The organism is Faecalimonas hominis (assembly GCF_054660755.1).
Genome location: NZ_BAAHSH010000058.1, coordinates 1 through 23,190 on the forward strand (window position 1 = coordinate 1; position 23,190 = coordinate 23,190).

Here is a 23,190-nt window from a genome sequence, read left to right on the forward strand (position 1 = left end):
GGGCAGTTTCTGCCATCTCCGTAACTTCGAGATAAATGGCTTCCGTCATTTTCCCAGAATGTTGATTGCTTTTTTTAATACTTCAAGGGCATCCTGTGCATCTCGTAATTCTCGTTTTAATCGTGCGATTTCTTTTGCTTCATCAGAAGCATAGTTACCGGAACCTCGGCTTTCAATATCACCTGTTTCACGCAGTTCTTTCTGCCAGCGTGATAAAGTCTGCTGACTGATTCCTAAATTTGTAGCACAGCCCTGCAGTCCTAAGGTCTTGTGATCATGATAATACTGGACTGCATCCAGCTTAAATTGTTTGTCATAGTGCTTTGCCATAATGAGATCCTCCTTCAGTGCGGTACCTACATTGTACCATAATTTTTCTTATAAGGAATTCTCATTTTGACTTGTACTATTTATATTCTAACACCAGTATGGAATTTTATGATTGGTAAGCGGTTTCAAGGGAAAGGTTATGAGAAACAAGCAACAATGGCATTTTTGGAGTATTTTAAGACTTAAGCATAATGCCAGTAAATCATATATCAGCGTAACTTTGGAAAATGTGGTTACATGCAAAATGTATTTTTTTATAGGTTTAAAGAAAACAAAGAGGTGGAGTATTCCTTTTTTGGACAAGCATTTTAGAGAAATACAAATGGTAAAAAAATCGTAGCAGATTTAAAAACTTCCGATTTGTAAAGTGAATAAAAACGTGGAATTTATTACGAGGAGGATTGGCATGATTTTTAATTTTAATCCGTGGCAATTAGATGCTGATGTTGACTTGACAAAACAATTATATGAAGAAGTTGACTATTCCGTCGATAAAACAGCCAATATAGAGTTTATCGAAAGTCTGTCATCAGAACAACAACTGTTTTTTAACTCTTTAGGAATTGACTTGGCTAAAATAGAGGTTGATAAAGTGGCTTTTATATGTGTGCATAATTCTTGTCGCAGTCAAATTGCGGAAGCACTTGGAAAATATCTTGCATCGAATGCTTTTGAAAGTTATTCTGCCGGAACAGAAATAAAACCACAAATCAATCAAGATGCAGTTCGTTTGATGAAAGAAATGTATCAGATAGATATGGAAAAAACACAATACTCAAAATTATTATCGGATATACCACAAGTAGATATTGTCATTACAATGGGCTGCAATGTAGATTGCCCTGCAATTCCATGTAAATATAGAGAGGATTGGGGCTTGAATGATCCTACCGGTAAGGACGACATTGAATTTTCAAAAATTATACGCACAATCCATTCAAATATACTTGAGTTGATGGAAAGAGTTTTGATATACGATAAAATCGCTAAGGGAGATGGCACAAAATAACTGTGCCTCTCCCGATTTTTTCATACAAAGTTTATAAATCTTTCGCTTTCATTTTTTGAATTTCTTTTTCAATTTCTTGTGTTCTGCGTTTTCTTCCCTGATAACATTCAATCAAACACCAAACAAGCGGAACAGCAAATACTGCTACATTTTTATAATTCACTTCAATATTTCTGAAAAAGTAGAAATATATTCCTGTCGCAACTATCAGAACAGGAATGATTAATCCCCAAAACGGGCTTTTGCGCTTTGTCAAGATTGTTTGCACACCCATAAGTGCGAAAACAACTGCAATGATAACAATAATTAAATAAGTTGGCATAGTCATTTCTCCTTTTCACTTTTGTATTTTTCGATAATAATTTTTGCGGTTTCCAAATCTATTCGAGAATCAACTGCAAGACCTTTCACAAATGTTGTAAAGGGTTCTTCTTCCTTTTGGTCTGACACTTCAATTTTCTGAATTAACTTATCTAATCGTAATCGTACCGTAGGATAAGTAACGCCATATATTTTTGCGATTTCTTTTAAGGAACCTGACTTCAAAACAAAGTTCTTCAAAAAGGTAGCGTCTTCCTGTTCTAAAGCCAATATCCATTGAGGTATTTTGTCAATCTCCATTTTATAAACACCTTTCATTTATTATTTAATTAATATTAATAAAAAGTAAATTATGTAAGCGGTATTTAAAAGTTGTGCTTGAAGAAGGAAAAGGCTGTGTAAAACATTGTTAAGCCTCTGTAAAGTGTATTGAAATCAAAGAAAAAAGTGATAATAATGAAACCTGCAAGACGTGAAAGCAAAAGTCAAAAAGGAGAAAAATAATGAAACAAAAATCAAAAAAGAAAATGTTATTATCGTTAGCAGTAGTGACAACGGTTTCCATGATTGGAAATACACAGGTACAGGCATTTGGAGAGTACGGGCAGGGAGATGGAACAAATAAATTAAACAGTGGGTTAACAGCGACACAGGATTATCAGACATGGTATAACACGAAATGGAATCAACAGGAAAGCGGAGAAATGGATTCGGGAAAAGTAGTGCTGACACCGGGGAAAGATGAGAGAAGTTTGAATTTTGCATGGTATTCAGAAGAAAAAGGAGTTCCTCAGATTCGTATTTCTGTAAATCAGGATATGACTCAGGCAAAAACATTTACAGGGACAGCGGAGTCGATTCAAAAGAATAACTTATTTAAAACATATACGTCAAGCAATAAAGTATCCGTAGAAAATTATTTGCAGGAAAATACAACATACTACTATCAGTGTTCCATAGACGGACAAAATTGGAGTGGTACAAATAAGTACCAGACACATTCGTTTAGTCAATATCAGGCAGTTTTAGTGGGTGATCCACAGATTGGAGCGTCTGGAAGCAATGGACAGGGAACAGAGGAAGATACAGACATTGCGGTTAATACTTACTCATGGAATAAAACTTTGAATTGTGCATTAGGAGAGAGCGGGATTGCTCGAAATGCAAGTTTTATCTTATCGGCAGGAGATCAGATTGATTATTCTGATGATAACTATACGATTAGAGAACAGGAATATGCAGGATATTTGTACCCGGAAGTTTTGAGAAGTGTACCGGTTTCAACGACAATCGGAAATCATGAGTCAAAAGGTGACGATTATTCATACCACTATAACAACCCAAATGCGTCAGAACTTGGAAGCACAGAGTCGGGCGGAGATTATTACTATAGTTATGGAGATGCACTTTATATTGTGTTAAACAGTAATGATCGTAATATGGAAGAACATCGTCAACTTATGGCGCAGGCAGATGAAAGCCATAAAGATGCTAAATGGAAAATTGTAATGTTCCACCATGATATTTACGGTTCCGGTTCGCCACACTCTGATGTAGATGGGGCAAATTTAAGAATTTTATTTGCACCTTTAATGGACGAGTTTGATGTGGACGTCTGTCTGACAGGACATGATCATTCTTATGCCCGTACTTATCAGATTTTAGATGGAAAAGTAATCGATACAGAAGGCGTGGGAGAAGGTGCAAGCAATGCGGTTAATCCTGAGGGAACTTTATATATTGCTGCAGGTTCTGCAACCGGAAGTAAATTTTATACATTAAATACGACAAAACAATACTATCTGGCAGAACGTTCCAACACACCGATTCCGACATTTTCAACAATTGATGTTTCGGCAGATAAATTGACATTAAAAACATATGATTATGAAGGAAATAAATACGCAAACGACGTGACAATTCAAAAGAACAATGGAGCCACTTCTATCATTGAAGAAAAAGATGCGGCAGAGAAATTGGACTTAAGCGTGATGACAAGCGGTTCAAAAGTAAGAGTGCAAGATGCGTTAAAAAATGTTGATACTATATTAGATACGAGAGATGACAGCAAAGCAACAGGCGAATTGGTCAGAAAATATAACACGGCGGAAGATCCTGTAAATTATTACGCATATGCGCAAAATGGTTACGGGGATACGTCCAATAACAAAGTGCTGAAAAAAGGGTATTCTACTTTGTTAGATAAAACTTTGTATGAAAATGATACAAATGTTCCTGTCTCAGCGGAGATGATTACAAAAGCGTATGCAAATCTTACATATGCAAAAGAAGAAATTGTGACAACTACAGAGTTTGCTGAACTTGTAAATCAGTTTGCAGAAGCAGAAAAAGAACTGTCGAATGCAACGATAGGAAACAAAAAAGGTGAATATGCGCAGGAAACAGTAGACACATTCAAAAAAGTTTTGGGCGAATTGAAAGTTCAGGCAGATGAAACAAAGATTACCAAAACAGAATGGACGCAGTTAAGTGCAAAACTTGCTGATGAAAGAACAAAATTTGCTCAGAGTGCAAATCAGAAAGACAAGGAAGAAAAACCTATCGGTTCACAGAACCCGGAAAGCAGCACGCCGGATACAGGTGCTTCCGGAAACGGTACTTCTGCAAAACCGGGAAATACAGTGAAAACAGGAGATACTCAACCAATTGGACTGTTAGGGGCAGCAGGGTTTGTGTCATTGGCAGTTGCGGTGTTGGTGAAAAGAAAAAATAAATAATTAAGAGTAGACAGGACAGAGGTATCTGTCCTGTCTGACATATGGAGGAGATTGTGAAAAAAGGTATATCAGCATTCGGAAAATTAAGCAGAAAAGAAAAATGCAAACATTTTTGTGTATGGGAAGCAATTTTGTTATTTCTCCTGTTTTTATTTGTGTTCAATCAGAAGATAGAAAAAAAGCAACTAATTGAAGAAAATGGAAATCAGTTTGAAAAAGCGGAAGTGGTGGAGATTGTTTCAGAAAACCGAAATGAAGACGGAAGTCAACAGGGAACGCAGAAAATCAAGGTGCGTTTAAAAAGCGGGGAATTTAAAGGAGAAGTTGTAGAGGCGACCAATATTGACAGTTATCTCTATGGAGCGGACTGTAAAGTGGGGACGTCTGTTGTTGTACAGATTAGCGAATATAATGGAAAAATTAGTGCCAGCGTGTACAATTATAATCGCACAACAATTCTATTTGCGATGATAGGAGTATTTCTTCTTGCGCTTGTTTTGATTGGAAGAGGAAAAGGGGTTACATCTGCCTTGGGGTTGATTTTTACTTTTGTCTGCATTTTGTACTTATATTTACCTATGATGTATTTAGGATTTTCACCGTTTTTCAGTGCAGTTGTGGTGACGATTCTAACCACGCTGGTCACAATGTACTTTATAGGAGGATTTTCTAAAAAGACGTTGTGTGCGATTGTCGGAACGGTAGGCGGTGTTGTAATTGCCGGAATTTTTGCAAACCTATTTGGAAAGTTAGGGCATATAACAGGGCATAATGTGAGCGATATTGAAACATTACTATATATAGGGCAAAATAGTAAATTACAGATAGGAGGACTTTTGTTTTCGGGAATTTTGATTGCGTCTTTGGGAGCGGTTATGGACGTGGCGATGTCAATATCTACAACGATTGAGGAACTTCATTTTCACAACCCAAATCTTACGAGACAGCAGTTATTTAAAAGTGGAATTAAAATTGGCGGAGATATGATGGGAACAATGTCCAACACATTGATTTTAGCATTTACGGGCGGCTCTTTAAGTACGCTTATGACTTTTTATGCGTATGATATGCCGTTTTTGCAGATGATGAATTCTTACGAAATGGGAATAGAGATTATACAGGGAATATCAGGATCGTTAGGTGTAATTTTGACAGTACCGTTGGTTTCGTTAGTTGCAGCGGTATATATGGGAAGACCGGCGGTTGAATAATAAGGAAAATAGGTTGTCAAGTACAGGCAGCCTATTTTTTTAACCAAAATTATGAAAGAAGAAAGAGGGAATTTTTGTACATTATTTTCCTGTGGAATTTATTGACGGTAGGGGATTGGAGTGGTAGTATAGATAATGCACAGTCGAACAAGATATAGTGATTATGCAAAAAAGATAATACTAAATATAGAATATATAGACAATTAAGAAAGGAGAGAGTTCATGATAAAAGTAATCAAGAAAGACGGAACAAAGGAAGATTTTAATGTACAGAAGGTGATTGTTGCGGTCAACAAATCAGCGTACCGTGCATTAATTAAATTTACGGAAGAAGACTTGGACTTCATTTGTAAATTTGTTGAGGAAGAAGTACAGAAGATGGGTGTGGAAGAAATTCGTATTGCCCAGATGCACAATGTTGTGGAAGGTGCTTTAGAGAAGGTTAATCCTGTAGTGGCAAAAAGTTATCGGGATTACAGAAACTACAAACAGGATTTTGTGCAGATGTTAGATGAAGTTTACAAGAAAAGTCAGTCTATTATGTACATTGGGGACAAGGAAAACAGTAATACGGACAGTGCGCTTGTATCTACAAAGAGAAGTTTGATTTTCAACGAATTGAATAAAGAATTGTACAAGAAGTTTTTCCTTACGGTTGAGGAGATACAGGCAATCAGAGAAGGTTATATTTACATTCATGATATGTCGGCGAGAAGAGATACGATGAACTGCTGCCTGTTCGATGTGAAAAATGTATTGACAGGCGGATTTGAGATGGGAAATCTCTGGTATAACGAGCCGAAATCTTTGGATACGGCGTTTGACGTTATCGGAGACATCGTTTTAAGTGCTGCGAGCCAGCAATATGGCGGATTCACTGTTCCGAGTGTCGATGACATATTAGAACCGTTTGCGGAAAAATCTCATAAGGCATTGTTGGAAAAATATAAAAACTTGGGCCTTTCTGAAGAAAAAGCACATGAAGTGGCATGGGCGGATTTGGAAAAGGAAATGGAACAGGGATTCCAAGGCTGGGAATACAAGTTCAACTCAGTATCTTCAAGCCGTGGCGACTATCCGTTTATTACGGTGACTTCAGGTACAAACACAAGTATCTACGGTAAACTGGCAACAATTAAAATGTTGGAAGTGCGTAAGAATGGGCAGGGAAAAGAAGGGCATAAAAAACCGGTATTGTTCCCTAAAATTGTGTTCCTATATGATGAAAATCTACATGGTCCGGGAAAACCACTGGAAGATGTTTTCGAGGCAGGAATTGAGTGTTCAAGAAAAACAATGTATCCTGACTGGTTAAGCCTGACAGGAAAAGGATATGTTCCAAGCATGTATAAACGATATGGAAAGATTGTCAGTCCAATGGGCTGTCGTGCGTTTTTATCACCGTGGTATGAAAAAGGCGGAATGAATCCGGCTGATGAAAATGATAAACCTGTATTTGTGGGAAGATTTAATATCGGTGCAGTAAGTCTTCATCTTCCAATGATTTATGCAAAGGCAAAACAGGAAAACAGAGACTTCTTTGAAGTGCTTGACTATTATTTGGAACTTATCCGTCAACTCCATATCCGTACTTATGAATACTTGGGAGAGATGAAAGCATCTACAAACCCATTGGCATACTGCGAAGGCGGATTTTACGGCGGTAATTTGGGGTTGTACGATAAAATCAAACCGTTATTAAAATCAGCAACTGCTTCCTTTGGAATCACGGCAATTAATGAATTGCAGCAACTTCACAATAAGAAATCTTTAGTGGAAGACGGAGAGTTTGCAATTAAGACATTGGAATATATCAACAAGCGTGTAAATGAATTTAAGAAAGAAGACGGACACTTATATGCGATTTACGGAACACCGGCAGAAAATTTATGTGGTGTTCAGGTACAGCAGTTCCGTAAAAAATATGGTATTGTAGAAAATGTTTCTGACCGCGAATATGTAAGCAACAGTTTCCACTGCCATGTAACGGAAGACATTACACCGATTGAGAAACAGGACTTGGAAGCACGTTTTTGGGATTTGTGTAACGGTGGGAAAATTCAATATGTAAAATATCCGATTAATTATAATGTAGAGGCGATTAAAGCGCTGGTAAGAAGAGCGATGGAGATGGGATTTTACGAAGGCGTAAACCTGTCGTTATCTTACTGTGATGACTGTGGACATGAAGAACTTTCCATGGATACATGCCCAAAATGCGGAAGTACAAACCTTACTAAAATCGACAGAATGAATGGATACCTTTCTTATTCACGAGTAAAAGGAGATACGCGTTTAAATGACGCTAAAATGGCTGAAATCGCAGAAAGGAAGAGTATGTAAATGCGGTATCACAATATAACTAAAGATGATATGCTAAATGGTGACGGATTGCGTGTAGTTTTGTGGGTGTCAGGCTGCAGTCATTGCTGCAAAGAGTGTCACAATCCGATTACATGGGACGCTAACGGAGGACTGGAATTTGATTCCGCTGCAAAAGAAGAATTGTTTGCGGAATTAAGCAAAAGTTATATCAATGGAGTTACCTTCAGCGGTGGTGATCCGCTGCATATCAATAATATTTACGAAATAGCGGATTTGGCAAAAGAAATTCGAGAAAAATTTCCACATAAAACAATTTGGCTTTACACAGGCTCTGTTTGGGAGAGCATAAAAGATATGGAACTCATGCGCTATATTGATGTGCTTGTTGACGGGGAATTTGAATGTGATAAAAAAGATGCCAATTTACATTGGAAGGGAAGTTCCAATCAGAGAGTAATCGATGTGCAGGAAACATTGAAAAAAGGAAAAGTAGTATTACATGACTAAGGCGGGAAGAGAAGATGAAAAGAATAGCAAAATTTCATAAAGTAAGTTATGAGCAGTTCAAGGAAGGCTGGACGGATACATTTGGGAAAATTGAAGACGGTAAAATAAAAGAGATTTATGACGGAATAAGATTGCCGAAAAGAGCGACTTCAGGCTCGGCCGGATATGATTTTTACGCGCCGGTTACAGTTGTGTTAAAACCGGGAGAAACAATAAAGATTCCTACAGGAATTCGTGTGGAAATGGAAGAAAACTGGGTTCTCAAATGTTACCCAAGAAGCAGTCTCGGATTTAAGTACCGCCTGCAGCTAAATAACACGGTTGGTATTATTGACAGTGACTATTTCTATTCAGATAATGAAGGACATATTTTCGTGAAATTAACAAATGATTCCAACGAAGAGAAGACGGCAGAAATTCTGAAAGACACAGGATTTATGCAGGGGATTTTCGTGGAATATGGAATTACGTTCGATGATGATGTTACAAACGTCAGAAACGGTGGACTTGGCAGTACAACAAAATAGTTTTTTTGATAATCCTCTATAGAGAAGACATGGCAGAAATGCCGTGTCTTTTCTTGTATATTTCTACTATGTTTCGGACATGATAATTTAAGAAGAAAAAACGGAGGGGAAATATGGTAGAAAAAATGACAACAAGAAAAGTGAGTTCTTCACTTTCTGAGAATGTGGAATATATGAATCAGGTTTTACCTGTAGATGAAAGTTTTGATTTGATTAGAAGAGACATTGTCATTGGTGAGAAAAAAAGTTCCTTCTATTTTATAGACGGGTTCACCAAGGACGATACAATGCAGAAATTAATGACATCATTTTTAGGAGTAAACAAATATGATATGCCGGAGGACGCAACTACATTTTCTCAAAAATTTATTCCCTATGTGGAAGTGGACGTGTTGACCGAGTTTGATGAAATATTGAGAAATGTGTTGTCGGGAGTGTCATGCTTTTTTATAGAAGGGTACTCTGCCTGTCTTGCCATTGACTGCCGCACATATCCGGCGAGAAGTGTGGAAGAACCGGATAAAGATAAGTCTCTTAGAGGCTCAAGAGATGGTTTCGTGGAAACAATCGTATTTAATACTGCTTTGATGAGAAGAAGAATTCGAGATCCGCATCTGATTATGCAGATGATGGACATAGGGGACAGTTCCAGAACAGATGTGGTCGTTGCATATATGGAAGACAGAGTGGATAAGGAACTGTTAAAAAATCTGACAAACAGGCTGAACGAGATTAAAGTGGACGCTCTCAGAATGAACCAGCAAAGTCTGGCGGAACAGTTATTCAAACGGAAATGGTTTAATCCCTTTCCAAAATTCAAATTTACAGAAAGACCGGATACGGCATCTGCCTGTCTGTTGGAGGGAAAAGTCGTCCTTTTGGTAGACAACTCTCCGTCAGCGATGATTCTGCCAACCTCGATTTTTGATATGATAGAGGAAGCGAACGATTATTATTTTCCGACCGTGACAAATGTATATTTGAAAGTTTCCAGAGCCATTATCACTGTCGCTACGGTATTTGTCACGCCGCTGTTCCTTTTATTTATGCAGAATCCACAGTGGCTTCCTAAAATGTTTGAGTTTGTCCTTATACGAGACGTGCAGAATATTCCGCTATTATATCAGTTATTGCTTCTTGAACTTGCCATCGACGGACTTAGGCTGGCTGCAATGAACACGCCGGGTATGTTAAGTACGCCGCTGAGTGTGATAGCGGGTATCGTTATGGGGGAATTTTCTGTGAAATCCGGCTGGTTCAACAGCGAAGTGATGCTGTACATGGCCTTTGTGGCGGTGGCAAATTATACGCAGCCAAACTTTGAATTGGGGTATGCGTTGAAGTTTATGCGATTGATATTGCTCGTTCTCACTGCATGGTTTAACTGGATAGGATTTGTCATCGGTTGTGTGATTGTTATTCTCTCAGTTTCCTGCAACAAAACGCTGTCAGGGCGAAATTATTTAAACGTAAAATTAAATTAAAGTGTTTTCCTGATGAGAAAAAAATGGTATGATAAACCTATATAGACAGGAGGTATCAACCATGAAAGAATTTATTATTGCAACGGATAGTACAGTAGATTTACCAAAAGCATTTTTAGAGGAAAATCATGTTTTAACTATTTCCTTATCTTATGTTATGGACGGGGTTACTTATAAAGACTTAGACGGGTTATCCCATGAGGAGTTTTTTGAAAAGATAACAAACGGCTCTCTTCCGACAACTTCACAGATTAATCCTGAGGAGGCGAGAAAAGCGTTAGAGCCTGTTGTAAAAGAAGGAAAAGAAATTTTATATCTGGGCTTTTCGTCAGGGTTAAGCGGAAGTTATAACAGTGTGCGAATGGCAGCAGAAGATTTGATGGAAGATTATCCTGAAACAAAGATTGTTACCATTGATAGTTTGTGCGCGTCTATGGGCGAAGGGCTTCTTCTCTATAAGACACTTCAACTAAAAGAACAAGGGAAAAACCTTGATGAGATAGCAGAGTGGGTAGAGGCTAATAAACTGCATATCTGTCACAATGTTACTGTAGATGACCTTAATCATTTACATCGGGGCGGAAGAATTTCTAAGACAACAGCAGTTTTAGGGACTATGGTTAAAATTAAGCCGATTATTCATATGGACAACGAAGGAAAATTAGTTGTTATTGGAAAAGAACGTGGAAGAAAGAAATCTTTGCTTACACTTTTAGACAAAATGGAGAAGCAGATGCAGGGATACGAGAATGATGTAGTGATGATAACCCACGGAGACTGTATTGAAGATGCGAAATATGTGGAAGAGCAGATACGTGAGAGATTCGGTATTGAAAATATTATCGTCAATGGAATCGGTTCTGTAATCGGCAGCCATACGGGAGCGGGAGTAGTTGCAGTATTCTTTATGGGAAGTGAAAGATAAAGACAAAGAAAAGGGCGTGTGAAAAAACGAAAGTTTTTTCACAGCCCCTTTTCTTATTATAATACAATAATTCCTAAAGCATTGAGAATGGAACTGACCAAAATCGCAATAAGGCATACAGGTGCAATCCATTTAATCATAACGGAGAATAACCTTTCTCCTTTGAATTGTGTGTTTCCTATTTTTACTTCATCGGCAATTGTTTTTGGTTTGATTACAAAGCCGACAAAAATGCAGGTGAAAAATGCAAGAATCGGCATTAATACACTGTTGCTGATAAAGTCAAATGTATCCAAAATGGAGAGACCAATAAATTTGATGTGTGACCACATACCGAATCCAAGTGAGGACGGAAGTCCCATAAGAAGCGCAATGATGGTGACAACACCGCAGGTGAATTTTCTCTTCCAGTGGAATTTATCACGCAGGATAGATACAATGGTCTCCATCAAAGAGATGGCAGATGTCAGCGCTGCAAAAAATACAAGCAGGAAGAATAATGTTCCGATAACATCGCCCATCGGCATACTGTCAAATACTTTTGGGAGAGTGACAAACATAAGTCCCGGTCCCTGATTAAGACTTTCTGCAGTTCCTCCTGAGAAAGCAAATACTCCTGGAATAATCATAAGACCTGCAAGAAAGGCAATGCCTGTGTCAAAGATTTCAATCTGTCGTACGGAAGATTCCAAATTATTGTCTTTCTTCATGTAAGAACCGTAAGTTACCATAATTCCCATTGCAAGCGACATGGAATAGAAAAGTTGTCCCATTGCAGCCAACACTGTTTTGATGGAAAAGTTCTCAAAACTTGGCTTCAGATAATAAATCAATCCTTCCATAGCGCCGTCCACAGTCAGTCCGTAAAGGGCAATACCTACGGAAAGAAGGACAAGAACAGGCATCATAAACTTACTGACTGTTTCAATTCCTTTCTGTACACCGAGTAAAACTACAACGGCGGTAAAGGCGATAAAGAGAAAGAACCAGCCGATAGGTTCTGCCGTGGAAGAAATAAATTCGTTAAAATAAGTATCAGTTGCCGCTTTCGCACCGTTGCCTGAAATGAATACGGCAAAATATTTAATTACCCAACCACCGATTACACTATAATATGGAAAGATAATAATTGGAATAATTGCGGCGAGAATACCCAAAAATCCAAAACGGCTGTCCAGTTTCCTGAAAGCACCTATGGCACTGAGTCCTGTTTTACGTCCGATGGCTATCTCTGCGATCATTAAAGTGAATCCGAAAGTGACGGCGAGAATGAGATATACAAGCAGAAAAGTTCCACCCCCATACTGTGCAGCAAGATATGGGAAGCGCCAAATGTTCCCCAGACCTACTGCTGAACCTGCTGCGGCAAGTACAAATCCGATTTTACTTGAAAAACTACTACGTTGTGACATAATAAAACCCTCCTCTTCCTTTAAAATATTGTTTATGATTATTGCACAAGAACAGTATAAAATCAATAAAAAAATAAAAAGAAAAAAATTGTTGACAGTGCGATAAGATTGTGATAGATTAATAAGAGCGGAAAGCAAAAAATAAAGTAGAGTATCCACTCTCACCTTAGCACGAGCAGGTGACTAACGGTTTGATATTGAGCATAATTATAGCATTTTCCTTTAGAAAAGAAAAGTATATTATGTAATATTCAGGTGGATAGTTTGTGCTATTCATTTTTTTGCGTTCAAGAGGTTTTATATTTATGATGGAGGTGCAAGACAATTAGCGATTTAATGATTAACGAACAAATCAGAGACAAAGAGATACGTCTGATAGGAGAAGATGGAGAACAGTTAGGAATTATGTCTTCAAGAGAGGCGATGAAACTCGCACAGGAAGCAGATTTGGACTTGGTTAAAATTGCTCCAACAGCAAAGCCGCCGGTTTGTAAGATTATCGATTACGGTAAATACAGATATGAGTTGGCAAGAAAAGAAAAGGAAGCAAAGAAAAAACAGAAAACTGTTGATGTGAAAGAGGTACGTCTGTCACCGAATATTGAATCAAATGATTTGAATACAAAGGTCAATAACGCAAAGAAATTTATCGAAAAAGGTAATAAGGTAAAAGTAACATTACGTTTTCGAGGAAGAGAAATGGCACACGTTCAGACAAGCAAACATATCTTAGATGATTTTGCGGAGATGCTGAAAGATGTTGCTTCTGTTGAAAAACAGCCAAAGTTAGAAGGAAGAAGCATGAGCATGGTTTTAACGGAAAAACGTTAAACATAAAATAAAAACGGATTAAAAATCCACAGTAAACATTAAGGAGGAAGTTTATTATGCCAAAAATTAAAACAAATAGAGCCGCTGCAAAGCGCTTCAAAAAAACAGCAACAGGGAAATTAAAAAGAAATAAAGCTTATAAAAGCCATATCTTAACTAAGAAATCTACAAAGAGAAAAAGAAATCTTAGACAGGCAACTATTACAGATGCCAGCAACGTAAAGAATATGAAGAAAGTATTACCATATCTATAAGATTTAGATAAGATTGAAGGAGGACTAAGAAATGGCAAGAATTAAAGGCGGAATGAACGCTAAGAAGAAACATAACAGAACATTAAAACTGGCTAAAGGTTACAGAGGAGCCAGAAGTAAACAGTATAGAGTAGCAAAACAGTCAGTAATGAGAGCATTGACATCTGCATATGCCGGAAGAAAACAGCGCAAACGTCAGATGAGACAGTTATGGATTGCACGTATCAACGCAGCAGCAAGAATGAATGGTTTATCATACAGCAAATTTATGCACGGATTAAAAGTTGCAGGCGTAGAAATGAACAGAAAAATCTTAGCAGACATGGCTATCAATGATGCAGCAGGATTCGCTACATTAGCAGAATTAGCTAAAAAAGCAAACTAATTAAACAATAAAACTATTCAGTCATGGGAAAATCCAATATGACTGAATAGTTCAAAAAAAGTTTTAAAAAGTTGTTGACAAATATATTGAAATATAGTAATATTATTTTCGGAGAGAAAATGATATAAGGTGTGCAGGAGTGTCGGAACTGGCAGACGAGCAAGACTAAGGATCTTGTAAGCAATGCGCTTGTGTGGGTTCAAGTCCCATCTCCTGCAGGAGAATGAAGATAGAAACATAGAAATATGTTTCTATTTTTGCGTATGACAAATTTATGAGAATTCTGATTTACATATCTGTTTTATCCAATAGCGGGAAAGTGCATGAGTACTTTCGGTTTCTAAACAAAAGAGACATTGTCTGTAGAAATGTATTTCCCATTCCAATACGGGAAGGGATACGTTTTCCAAAACACAGATTAGTTTTTGCAGCAAAAGAAGAACGTCTTGGTTTATGTATTTTATTTCCTGAGAACAATCCAAAGAAATTTCAGAGGAAAACAGGCAGTTTCCGGCCTGCGCAGTTTTAGATAAGAGTGTTTTATATTTTTTTTCAAAAGAAGACAGTGCATTATAATCTTCCGCAGGAGATAAAGCAGAAATTTGCTTTAGAATTATCCGGCCTAAAAATAAGTGAAGTTCAATGGATTTTATTGTGTAGGATTCCCGTTCTGTCATAAAGACCTCCTAAAACTATCATTATAATTTATTATATGCAGCCAAATATAAAAAGTTAGTCAAAAAATTTGACGAAAAAAAGGAAATGAGAGTAAAGTACAGAATATTATATAATAAGACACTGAAAATTGTTTCTACAGGAAGTTGAGGGACGGTTTATGACGATACGGGAGCAGTTAGAATTAAGAGAATTAGAATATTTAAGTCCTTTTGCCACGTTGAGCAGCCGGTCAAAAGGAAGAGAAAGAGAAGAGGAACAGTGTGACGTGCGTCCGGTGTTTCAGCGGGACAGAGACAGAATTTTGCATTGTAAGGCGTTTCGCAGGCTGAAGCAGAAAACACAGGTATTTCTGTTGCCCAAAGGCGATCATTATCGGACAAGGCTGACACATACACTGGAAGTTTCCCAAAATGCCAGAACGATTGCAAAAGCCCTGCGGCTGAATGAAGATTTGGTTGAGGCTATTGCTTTAGGGCATGATTTGGGACATACGCCTTTCGGACACGCCGGGGAGAGAGCATTAAATGAAGTGTGTCCGCATGGATTTAAACATAACGAACAAAGTGTACGTGTTGTGGAATGCCTTGAAAAGCAGGGACAGGGATTAAATCTGACATGGGAAGTGCGGGACGGTATTTTAAATCACAAAACAAGCGGCAGGCCGTCCACACTGGAAGGAGAAATCGTAAGACTCTCCGATAAGATAGCATATATCAATCATGACATTGATGATGCCATTCGGGGAGGGGTTCTGAAACCGGAGGATATTCCGGAAGAATATCGGGAAATACTTGGTGAGACAACACGAATGCGCCTCAATACAATGATACATAATGTAATTATCAACAGTATGGATAAACCTTACATTAAAATGTCGGAGGATATAGAAAAAGCGACGGCAGGGTTGAGAAAATTTATGTTTGAGCATGTATATTTTAATCCGGCAGCAAAAAGTGAGGAAAGCAAAGCGGTAGAAATGATTAAAAATCTGTATGGGTATTATATTTGCCATATGGATAAACTTCCGGAGAAATATTTACAGAGAATTGATGAGGGAAAGAGTACAAAAGAACAGAACGTGTGTGATTTTATTGCGGGAATGACTGACGCATATGCGGTAAAGAAATTTCAGGAATTTTTTATTCCGGAATCGTGGAAAAATTAAAAGGAAATAAGAAACTTTTGTCGAATATATAAATATGGGAGCATAAATCATAAAGACTTTTATATACAGGAGGTATTCCATGTATTATTCGGAAGAATTAGTAGAGGAAGTGAGAATGAGGAATGATATTGTAGATGTCATCTCCGGATATGTAAAACTTCAGAAAAAAGGAAGTTCCTACTTTGGACTTTGTCCGTTTCATAATGAGAAGTCTCCGTCATTTTCAGTCAGCAGAGAGAAACAGATGTATTACTGTTTTGGCTGTGGGGCAGGCGGGAACGTGTTTACTTTCATTATGGAATATGAGAATTATTCATTTGTGGAGGCATTGAAATTTCTTGCCGAGAGGGCGGGAATTGATTTGCCCGAGGTGGAATATTCAAAAGAGGCGAAGGAAAAAGCAGATTTAAAACTGACTATTTTAGAGATAAATAAACTGGCGGCGAAGTACTTTTACGCACAACTGAAAGCGGAGGGTGGAAAGACTGCGTACGCTTATTTGAAAAACAGAGGGCTGAGTGAGGAGACGATCGTGGCTTTTGGACTAGGGTATGCTAACAAATACAGTGACGATTTGTACAGATACCTGAAGATGAAGGGATATGGTGACGAACTGCTTTTGAAAGCCGGACTGATCAGCGCTGACGAACGAAAAGGCGCATATGATAAATTTTGGAACAGAGTTATGTTTCCGATTATGGACGTGAATAACAGGGTAATTGGTTTTGGCGGACGGGTTATGGGAGATGCAAAACCGAAATATCTGAATTCACCGGAGACGATTGTTTTTGACAAGAGCCGCAATTTATACGGACTGAACCGGGCAAGAACATCAAGAAAGCCGTATTTCCTTATTTGTGAGGGATATATGGACGTGATAGCACTGCATCAGGCAGGATTTACGAATGCGGTTGCATCACTGGGAACGGCGCTCACAGTGGGACATGCTTCCCTGCTGAAACGTTATGTAAATGAAGTGTATCTTACTTATGACAGCGATGAAGCGGGAACGAGAGCGGCGCTTCGGGCAATTCCTATTTTAAAAGATGCGGGAATTACCGCAAAAGTTATCCGTATGGATCCTTACAAAGATCCCGATGAGTTTATTAAAAATCTTGGAGCAGAGGCTTTTGAAGAGAGAATTTCAAAAGCGAGAAACGGATTTATGTTTGGTTTGGAAATGCTGGAGAAAGAGTTCGATATGAATTCTCCGGAAGGGAAAACGGAATTTCATCATGAAGTTGCAAGAAGGCTTTGTAATTTTGAAGAGGAAATTGAGAGAGAGAATTATATCGAAGCGGTGGCACAGGCATATCATATCGGCTACGATAACTTGAGAAAACTTGTGACAAAAATGGCAGTACAGTCAGGGCTTGCGACTCCGGCAGTAAAGCCAAAACAGGCTGTTGGAAAAGATAAAATTCGGGAAGACGGTAACTTGCAATCACAAAAAATATTGTTGACATGGCTGCTGGAAGATGAGAAAATCTTCGGGCAGATAAAAAAATATATTTCTCCAAAAGATTTTACGGAGAAACTATATACAACCGTTGCAGACATTTTGTATGAACAGTATGAGGACGGAGAAGTAAACCCGGCAAAGATTATGAATCATTTTACAGACGAGGAAGAACATAGGGAAGTCGCTTCACTGTTCCATACAAAAATTAAAGAACTGACAACAAAGCAGGAGCAGGAAAAAGCGTTAAAGGAGACAATTATCCGAGTGAAGAATAACAGCATAGAATATGCTACAAAGATGTTAGATCCAACGGATATTGTCGGACTGCAAAAACTGATGGACGCAAAGCGGGAACTACAGGACTTGCAGAGACTGCATATTTCCATTGATTAAGGATAAAATAAAAGCAAATGAGAGGATTGATACGATATGGAAGAAAATATAGTAAAATTTGAAGAAAAACTAAAGGAATTATTGGCGCTTGGGAAAAAGAAGAAAAATATTTTGGAAATACAGGAAATCAATGAAATTTTTGCGGACATGGAGTTGGAGCCGGAGCAGATGGAAAAAGTGTTTGAATATTTGGAAGGGCAAAATATTGACGTTCTCCGCATCAATGGCGATGTAGATGATGATGACGATTTAGAGGTTGTTATCACGGAAGAAGATGAAGTGGACGTGGAGAAAATAGACTTGTCTGTGCCGGACGGTATCAGTATTGAAGATCCTGTCCGTATGTATTTAAAGGAGATTGGTAAAGTCCCTCTGTTAAGCGCAGAAGAGGAGATTGAACTGGCAAAACGTATGGCGGAAGGCGATGAAGACGCTAAGAAACGTCTTGCAGAGGCAAACCTTCGTCTTGTTGTCAGCATTGCAAAGCGTTATGTGGGAAGAGGAATGCTTTTCCTTGATTTGATTCAGGAAGGAAATTTAGGTCTGATTAAAGCGGTGGAAAAATTTGATTATGAAAAGGGCTTTAAATTCAGCACATATGCGACATGGTGGATTCGTCAGGCGATTACAAGAGCAATCGCAGATCAGGCGAGAACAATCCGTATTCCGGTTCACATGGTGGAAACAATTAACAAATTGATTCGTGTATCAAGACAGTTGCTTCAGGAATTGGGAAGAGAACCGTCACCGGAAGAGATTGCGGAAGAATTAGATATGCCGGTAGAAAGGGTAAGAGAAATTTTAAAAATTTCGCAGGAACCTGTATCCTTGGAAACACCGATTGGCGAGGAGGAAGATAGTCATTTAGGAGATTTCATTCAAGATGATAATGTTCCTGTACCTGCTGAGGCGGCCGCTGCCACACTGTTGAAAGAACAATTGGGAGAAGTTTTAAATACATTGACAGACAGAGAGCAGAAAGTATTGCGCCTTCGTTTCGGAATGAATGACGGAAGAGCGAGAACTTTGGAAGAAGTAGGAAAAGAATTTGACGTCACAAGAGAAAGAATTCGTCAGATTGAGGCAAAAGCGTTAAGAAAACTTCGTCACCCTAGCAGAAGCCGTAAATTGAGAGATTACTTAGATTAGGAGTCGCTATGGAATTATCAGTAAGACTACAGGCGGTTGCGGATATGGTCACGGAAGGGACTAAAGTTGCAGATGTAGGGACAGATCATGCGTATATACCGATTTATTTGGTAGAGCATGACAAAAATCCCTCTGCAATAGCGATGGATATTAACAGAGGACCTCTTAAGAAGGCGGAAGAAAATATCTCTTCTCACAATCTGGAAAACAAAATAGAAACGAGGTTATCTGACGGATTGAAACAACTCCATTTGGGTGAGGCGGACAGTGTCGTTATTGCCGGAATGGGCGGAGGCCTTGTCGTGAAGATTATGGAAGAGGGGACTTTGCATAAGAAATATGTAAAAGAATGGATTTTGCAGCCACAGTCGGAAATCAGTAAAGTAAGACAGTATCTGAATGAGAACGGATATTGTATTGTGGAAGAAAACATGGTTATCGATGAAGGAAAATTCTATCCGATGATGCGGGTGACAGAAGGAACGATAGAAGAGTATACACAGGAAGAACTGTGCTACGGGAAATGCCTTTTGAAAGAAAAGAACCCTATATTAAAGAAGTTTTTAGAAAAAGAAATTGATATAAAGAAGGAAATCCTTGAAAAACTGCATCAGACAAAAGGTGGACAGGTAGCGAAAAGAATTGAGGAAATTGAAGAAGAGACAGACAGATTACAAAAAACTTTGAGTAGTTTTTAAGGAAGGAAGAGCATATGCTGTGTAAGGAGATTATAGAAAAACTGGAAGAGTTGTATCCGAGTAATGCGGCGCTTACATGGGACAATGTAGGACTTCTTGTGGGAAGGAAGCAGAAAGAGGTGAAGAATGTTTATGTTGCCTTAGATTTGACGGAAGAAATCATTGACAGGGCGATAGAGGAAAAGGCTGACATGATTATCACGCATCACCCATTGATTTTTTCGCCGCTTCGCACAGTTACGGATATGGATTTTATCGGCCGCAGAGTGGTAAAACTGCTGCAAAACGATATTTCCTATTATGCCATGCATACAAACTATGATGTGCTTCGCATGGCAGATTTGTCAGCAGATATTTTGGGAATCGACTGTCAGGAGGTTCTGGATAAAACTTCGACAGAGGAGGACAAAGGTATCGGCAAAATCGGCATATATGAAAATGAGATGACTTTGAGGCAGTGCAGTGAATTGGTAAAAAAGAAATTCGGCTTAAATGCCGTTCAGGTATTCGGAGCGGAAGAGAAAACTGTCAGAAAAATAGCGGTTTGTGCCGGTTCAGGGAAAAGTGTTATCTCTCTTGCCATTGACAAAGGGGCTGATGTACTTATTACGGGAGATATAGGTCATCACGAAGGAATAGATGCGGTAGAGCAGGGGCTTACAATCATTGATGCAGGGCATTATGGCTTGGAGCATATTTTTATAAAAGATGTAGCGGAAACGCTGGAAAAGGATTTTTCTGAACTTGTGGTAAAACAGGCAGAGATAGTTTTTCCGTTTCAGGTATATTAAAAACAGTTTCTAAATCATATAGAAAAGAGGGAGTAGTATGGACAGAAAAATGTGCAGAATACAGATAGGGAACGAGATAAAACTTTATGAGGAAGGAACAACATATAAAAAGATTGCCGAGGACTATCAGGGAGAGTATGAAAATGATATAGTTCTCGTGCTTGTTGACGGAAAGTTACAGGAGTTGCCAAAACAATGTAAGCATGACTGTAAGTTAGAATTTATTACAACGGATACAAAGATTGGAAATGAAACATACAGAAGAAGTATGTGTCTTTTGATGGTAAAAGCCATTGAGGACGTAACGGGCAAAGAAAATGTGAAAAAAATACGGGTACAGTACTCGGTGAGTAAAGGATATTATTGTACGGCAGATGGAGATTTTGAGATTACCGATACATTTTTGCGTCAGGTAGAAAAGCGCATGGAAGAAATGGCGGAGGAAAAAACTCCAATTGTAAAGAAAACGGTTCACATTGATGATGCCATGTCTCTCTTTAAAGAGCAGGGAATGTATGATAAGGAGAGACTGTTCCGATATCGAAGAGTTTCAGCGGTAAATTTATATGAAATGGAAAATATGGCTGATTATTATTACGGATATATGGTTCCAGATGCATCATATCTGAAATATTTTGCCTTATATCGCTATGATGACGGATTTGTACTGCAAATGCCGACAAAGGACGAGCCGAAAGCGGTTCCGCCCTTTGAGCCACAGAAGAAACTGTTTCAGATTTTAAAAGAGTCTACCCAATGGGGAGACATGATGCATATTGAGACGGTGGCGGATTTGAATGAGCAGATAACTCGTCAGGGAATGGAAGAAGTTATACTTGTGCAGGAGGCATATCAGGAGAGAAAGATTGCGGAACTGGCAATGCAGATAGTACAGAGACCAAGTGTTAAGTTTGTTTTGATTGCAGGGCCGTCCTCGTCTGGGAAAACAACGTTTTCGCATCGCCTGTCCATTCAACTGCAGGCATTGGGGTTAAAACCACACCCGATTGCAGTGGATAATTATTTTGTAAATCGTGAGTTCACGCCGAGAGATGAAAATGGGGATTATGATTTTGAATGTCTGGAAGCGATTGACAGAGAACTGTTTAATCATCAGTTGACGGAATTGCTGGAAGGGAAGGAAGTGCAACTTCCTACGTTTAATTTCAAAACGGGAAAAAGGGAATATAATGCACCTCCGACTAAAATGGGAAAACAGGATATACTTGTTATAGAAGGAATCCATTGCCTGAACGATGCCCTTACCTATAAACTGTCATCAGAAAATAAATTTAAAATTTATATCAGTGCATTGACACAGTTAAATATTGATGAGCATAATCGTATACCGACGACAGACGGAAGACTGTTAAGACGTATGGTTAGAGATGCCAGAACGAGAGGAACGTCGGCACAGAATACGATTGCCATGTGGCACTCGGTAAGAAGAGGTGAAGAGAGAAATATTTTTCCGTTTCAGGAGGAGGCAGACGCTATGTTTAGCTCTGCTTTAATCTATGAACTGGCGGTGCTGAAACAATATGCGGAACCGATTTTATTTGGAATTGACAAAGATTGTGATGAATATGTGGAGGCAAAACGATTGTTGAAATTCTTAGACTATTTCGTTGGAATCAGTGCGGAAAACGTACCGAAAAACTCCCTTTTGAGAGAGTTTATCGGTGGCGGCTGTTTTCGGGTTTAGTCAAATAGTTTTGCCATGTCATAAGGAAGAGGAGCAGTGAATGTAAGATGCTGTTTGGTAATCGGGTGCATGAAAGTCAGGCGGTGAGAGTGAAGCGCCTGCCGTCCGATAAAAGTATAATCGGGATTATATAAGAAATCCCCTAAAAGTGCATGACCGATATATTTCATATGAACACGGATTTGATGGGTACGCCCTGTTTCTAATTTTAAGGAAACGAGGGAATACCCATTTTTTCTTTGCAAACATTTGTAATGTGTCCGGGCAAAATCTCCCTCAGAGAAATTTACTTCTCTTTCTATCGTGGAGTCTTTTGTGCGGGCAATAGGGGCATCTATTATTCCGGCATCGTCCACATATCCGTCGGCAATGGCTATATACTCCCGATGAATCAGACGGTTTTTTACCATATCGGATAGGAGAGAAGCGCTGTACATATGCTTTGCCAGAATAAGAAGACCGGTTGTGTCCCTGTCCAGACGATTGATACAGCGGTAGACAAAAGGGACTTCTTTTTGGGCATAGTAGTATGCTACGGCATTTGCCAGAGTGTTATCATAATTATTTTGGGAAGGGTGGATAGGCATATTTGCGGGCTTATTTATTACCATTAAATCTTCATCTTCATAGACGATATCGAGGGGAAGAGAAACCGGAACGATGTTGTCAGAGGAAGTTGTCTCTAATAAAGTTACGGTGAGTATATCATTTTTGTGAAGAATATCCCGTACTCTTGCCCAGTTTCCGTTTAACAGTAATCCTTTCTCAGTTCGTTTTAAATGTGTGATAATCGGAGAAGAATAACACTCTGCTTTCAGGAAAGAAAGCAGAGTGTCATTTTCAAATTCCTCCGGTATCCTATAAGTAAATACTCGTCTCATAAATACCTC

General features: G+C 38.6%; 22 protein-coding genes and 1 tRNA gene. 18 read left to right on the forward strand and 5 right to left on the reverse strand.

What is annotated here, in order from left to right; genetic code table 11:
- Positions 1-45: 45 nt before the first annotated feature.
- On the reverse strand, positions 46-330 hold the full coding sequence (locus tag ACYQ35_RS10275; protein WP_459829726.1) for a transposase: 285 nt from the start codon (positions 328-330) through the stop codon (positions 46-48).
- Between the two features lie 577 nt (positions 331-907).
- On the opposite strand from ACYQ35_RS10275, the gene ACYQ35_RS10280 reads away from it, so the two are divergent.
- Positions 908-1,339 carry an arsenate reductase ArsC gene (locus ACYQ35_RS10280; RefSeq protein WP_459833220.1) on the forward strand — a complete coding sequence of 144 codons (432 nt, stop codon included), beginning with the start codon at positions 908-910 and terminating at the stop codon, positions 1,337-1,339.
- 31 nt (positions 1,340-1,370) lie between these two features.
- Here the strand turns inward: ACYQ35_RS10280 and ACYQ35_RS10285 are convergent, their stop codons facing one another.
- The gene (locus ACYQ35_RS10285; RefSeq protein WP_459833115.1) at positions 1,371-1,661 is read right to left on the reverse strand and encodes a hypothetical protein; all 291 of its coding nucleotides are present in this window, start codon (positions 1,659-1,661) and stop codon (positions 1,371-1,373) included.
- A gap of 2 nt (positions 1,662-1,663) precedes the next feature.
- Positions 1,664-1,960, reverse strand: a complete 297-nt coding sequence (locus tag ACYQ35_RS10290) for a DUF2089 family protein (RefSeq protein WP_009460866.1) — start codon at positions 1,958-1,960, stop codon at positions 1,664-1,666.
- 203 nt (positions 1,961-2,163) lie between these two features.
- Here ACYQ35_RS10290 and ACYQ35_RS10295 point away from each other — a divergent pair, with 203 nt between their 5' ends.
- The 7 genes from ACYQ35_RS10295 (at position 2,164) to ACYQ35_RS10325 (ending at position 11,377) form a co-directional block, all read left to right on the forward strand.
- Positions 2,164-4,398 carry a purple acid phosphatase family protein gene (locus tag ACYQ35_RS10295; protein WP_459833118.1) on the forward strand — a complete coding sequence of 745 codons (2,235 nt, stop codon included), beginning with the start codon at positions 2,164-2,166 and terminating at the stop codon, positions 4,396-4,398.
- A gap of 53 nt (positions 4,399-4,451) precedes the next feature.
- A complete protein-coding gene (locus ACYQ35_RS10300) occupies positions 4,452-5,609 on the forward strand; it encodes a YibE/F family protein (RefSeq protein WP_459833121.1) in 1,158 nt (385 codons plus the stop codon).
- A gap of 222 nt (positions 5,610-5,831) precedes the next feature.
- A complete protein-coding gene (gene nrdD, locus ACYQ35_RS10305; RefSeq protein WP_459833125.1) occupies positions 5,832-7,952 on the forward strand; it encodes an anaerobic ribonucleoside-triphosphate reductase in 2,121 nt (706 codons plus the stop codon).
- On the forward strand, positions 7,953-8,441 hold the full coding sequence (gene nrdG / locus ACYQ35_RS10310; protein ID WP_009460870.1) for an anaerobic ribonucleoside-triphosphate reductase activating protein: 489 nt from the start codon (positions 7,953-7,955) through the stop codon (positions 8,439-8,441).
- A gap of 14 nt (positions 8,442-8,455) precedes the next feature.
- A complete protein-coding gene (locus ACYQ35_RS10315; protein WP_009460871.1) occupies positions 8,456-8,968 on the forward strand; it encodes a dUTP diphosphatase in 513 nt (170 codons plus the stop codon).
- Between the two features lie 113 nt (positions 8,969-9,081).
- Complete coding sequence (locus ACYQ35_RS10320; RefSeq protein ID WP_459833134.1) at positions 9,082-10,452, forward strand: spore germination protein; 1,371 nt, start codon at positions 9,082-9,084, stop codon at positions 10,450-10,452.
- 61 nt (positions 10,453-10,513) lie between these two features.
- On the forward strand, positions 10,514-11,377 hold the full coding sequence (locus ACYQ35_RS10325) for a DegV family protein (protein ID WP_459833139.1): 864 nt from the start codon (positions 10,514-10,516) through the stop codon (positions 11,375-11,377).
- Positions 11,378-11,433: 56 nt separating this feature from the next.
- Here the strand turns inward: ACYQ35_RS10325 and ACYQ35_RS10330 are convergent, their stop codons facing one another.
- Positions 11,434-12,789 carry a sodium-dependent transporter gene (locus tag ACYQ35_RS10330; RefSeq protein WP_009460874.1) on the reverse strand — a complete coding sequence of 452 codons (1,356 nt, stop codon included), beginning with the start codon at positions 12,787-12,789 and terminating at the stop codon, positions 11,434-11,436.
- Between the two features lie 336 nt (positions 12,790-13,125).
- Between ACYQ35_RS10330 and infC the strand changes: the two genes are divergently transcribed.
- The 10 genes from infC (at position 13,126) to ACYQ35_RS10380 (ending at position 22,300) form a co-directional block, all read left to right on the forward strand.
- Positions 13,126-13,620: a translation initiation factor IF-3 gene (gene infC, locus ACYQ35_RS10335; RefSeq protein WP_009460875.1), complete on the forward strand. Its 495-nt coding sequence runs from the start codon at positions 13,126-13,128 to the stop codon at positions 13,618-13,620.
- Positions 13,621-13,676: 56 nt separating this feature from the next.
- Entirely contained in the window at positions 13,677-13,874 is a 198-nt protein-coding gene (gene rpmI, locus ACYQ35_RS10340; RefSeq protein WP_009460876.1) for a 50S ribosomal protein L35, read from the forward strand.
- A gap of 31 nt (positions 13,875-13,905) precedes the next feature.
- Positions 13,906-14,259, forward strand: a complete 354-nt coding sequence (gene rplT / locus ACYQ35_RS10345) for a 50S ribosomal protein L20 (protein WP_009460877.1) — start codon at positions 13,906-13,908, stop codon at positions 14,257-14,259.
- Positions 14,260-14,392: 133 nt separating this feature from the next.
- Positions 14,393-14,477, forward strand: a tRNA-Leu gene (locus ACYQ35_RS10350).
- 617 nt (positions 14,478-15,094) lie between these two features.
- Complete coding sequence (locus ACYQ35_RS10355) at positions 15,095-16,102, forward strand: deoxyguanosinetriphosphate triphosphohydrolase (protein WP_009460879.1); 1,008 nt, start codon at positions 15,095-15,097, stop codon at positions 16,100-16,102.
- 79 nt (positions 16,103-16,181) lie between these two features.
- Positions 16,182-17,957 carry a DNA primase gene (gene dnaG, locus ACYQ35_RS10360; protein WP_009460880.1) on the forward strand — a complete coding sequence of 592 codons (1,776 nt, stop codon included), beginning with the start codon at positions 16,182-16,184 and terminating at the stop codon, positions 17,955-17,957.
- 36 nt (positions 17,958-17,993) lie between these two features.
- The gene (rpoD, locus tag ACYQ35_RS10365; RefSeq protein WP_009460881.1) at positions 17,994-19,106 is read left to right on the forward strand and encodes an RNA polymerase sigma factor RpoD; all 1,113 of its coding nucleotides are present in this window, start codon (positions 17,994-17,996) and stop codon (positions 19,104-19,106) included.
- An 8-nt stretch (positions 19,107-19,114) separates the two neighbouring features.
- Positions 19,115-19,804, forward strand: a complete 690-nt coding sequence (locus ACYQ35_RS10370; RefSeq protein WP_459833157.1) for a tRNA (adenine(22)-N(1))-methyltransferase — start codon at positions 19,115-19,117, stop codon at positions 19,802-19,804.
- A 14-nt stretch (positions 19,805-19,818) separates the two neighbouring features.
- Positions 19,819-20,595: a Nif3-like dinuclear metal center hexameric protein gene (locus ACYQ35_RS10375; RefSeq protein ID WP_009460883.1), complete on the forward strand. Its 777-nt coding sequence runs from the start codon at positions 19,819-19,821 to the stop codon at positions 20,593-20,595.
- A 37-nt stretch (positions 20,596-20,632) separates the two neighbouring features.
- Positions 20,633-22,300, forward strand: coding sequence for a nucleoside kinase (locus tag ACYQ35_RS10380; RefSeq protein ID WP_009460884.1), 1,668 nt, complete (start codon positions 20,633-20,635; stop codon positions 22,298-22,300).
- On the opposite strand, the gene ACYQ35_RS10385 is transcribed toward ACYQ35_RS10380, so the two are convergent.
- Positions 22,297-23,181 (reverse strand): RluA family pseudouridine synthase, encoded by an 885-nt coding sequence (locus tag ACYQ35_RS10385; protein ID WP_009460885.1) that lies wholly within the window; start codon positions 23,179-23,181, stop codon positions 22,297-22,299. The two genes, ACYQ35_RS10380 and ACYQ35_RS10385, sit on opposite strands and share 4 nt — an antisense overlap.
- Positions 23,182-23,190 lie beyond the last annotated feature (9 nt).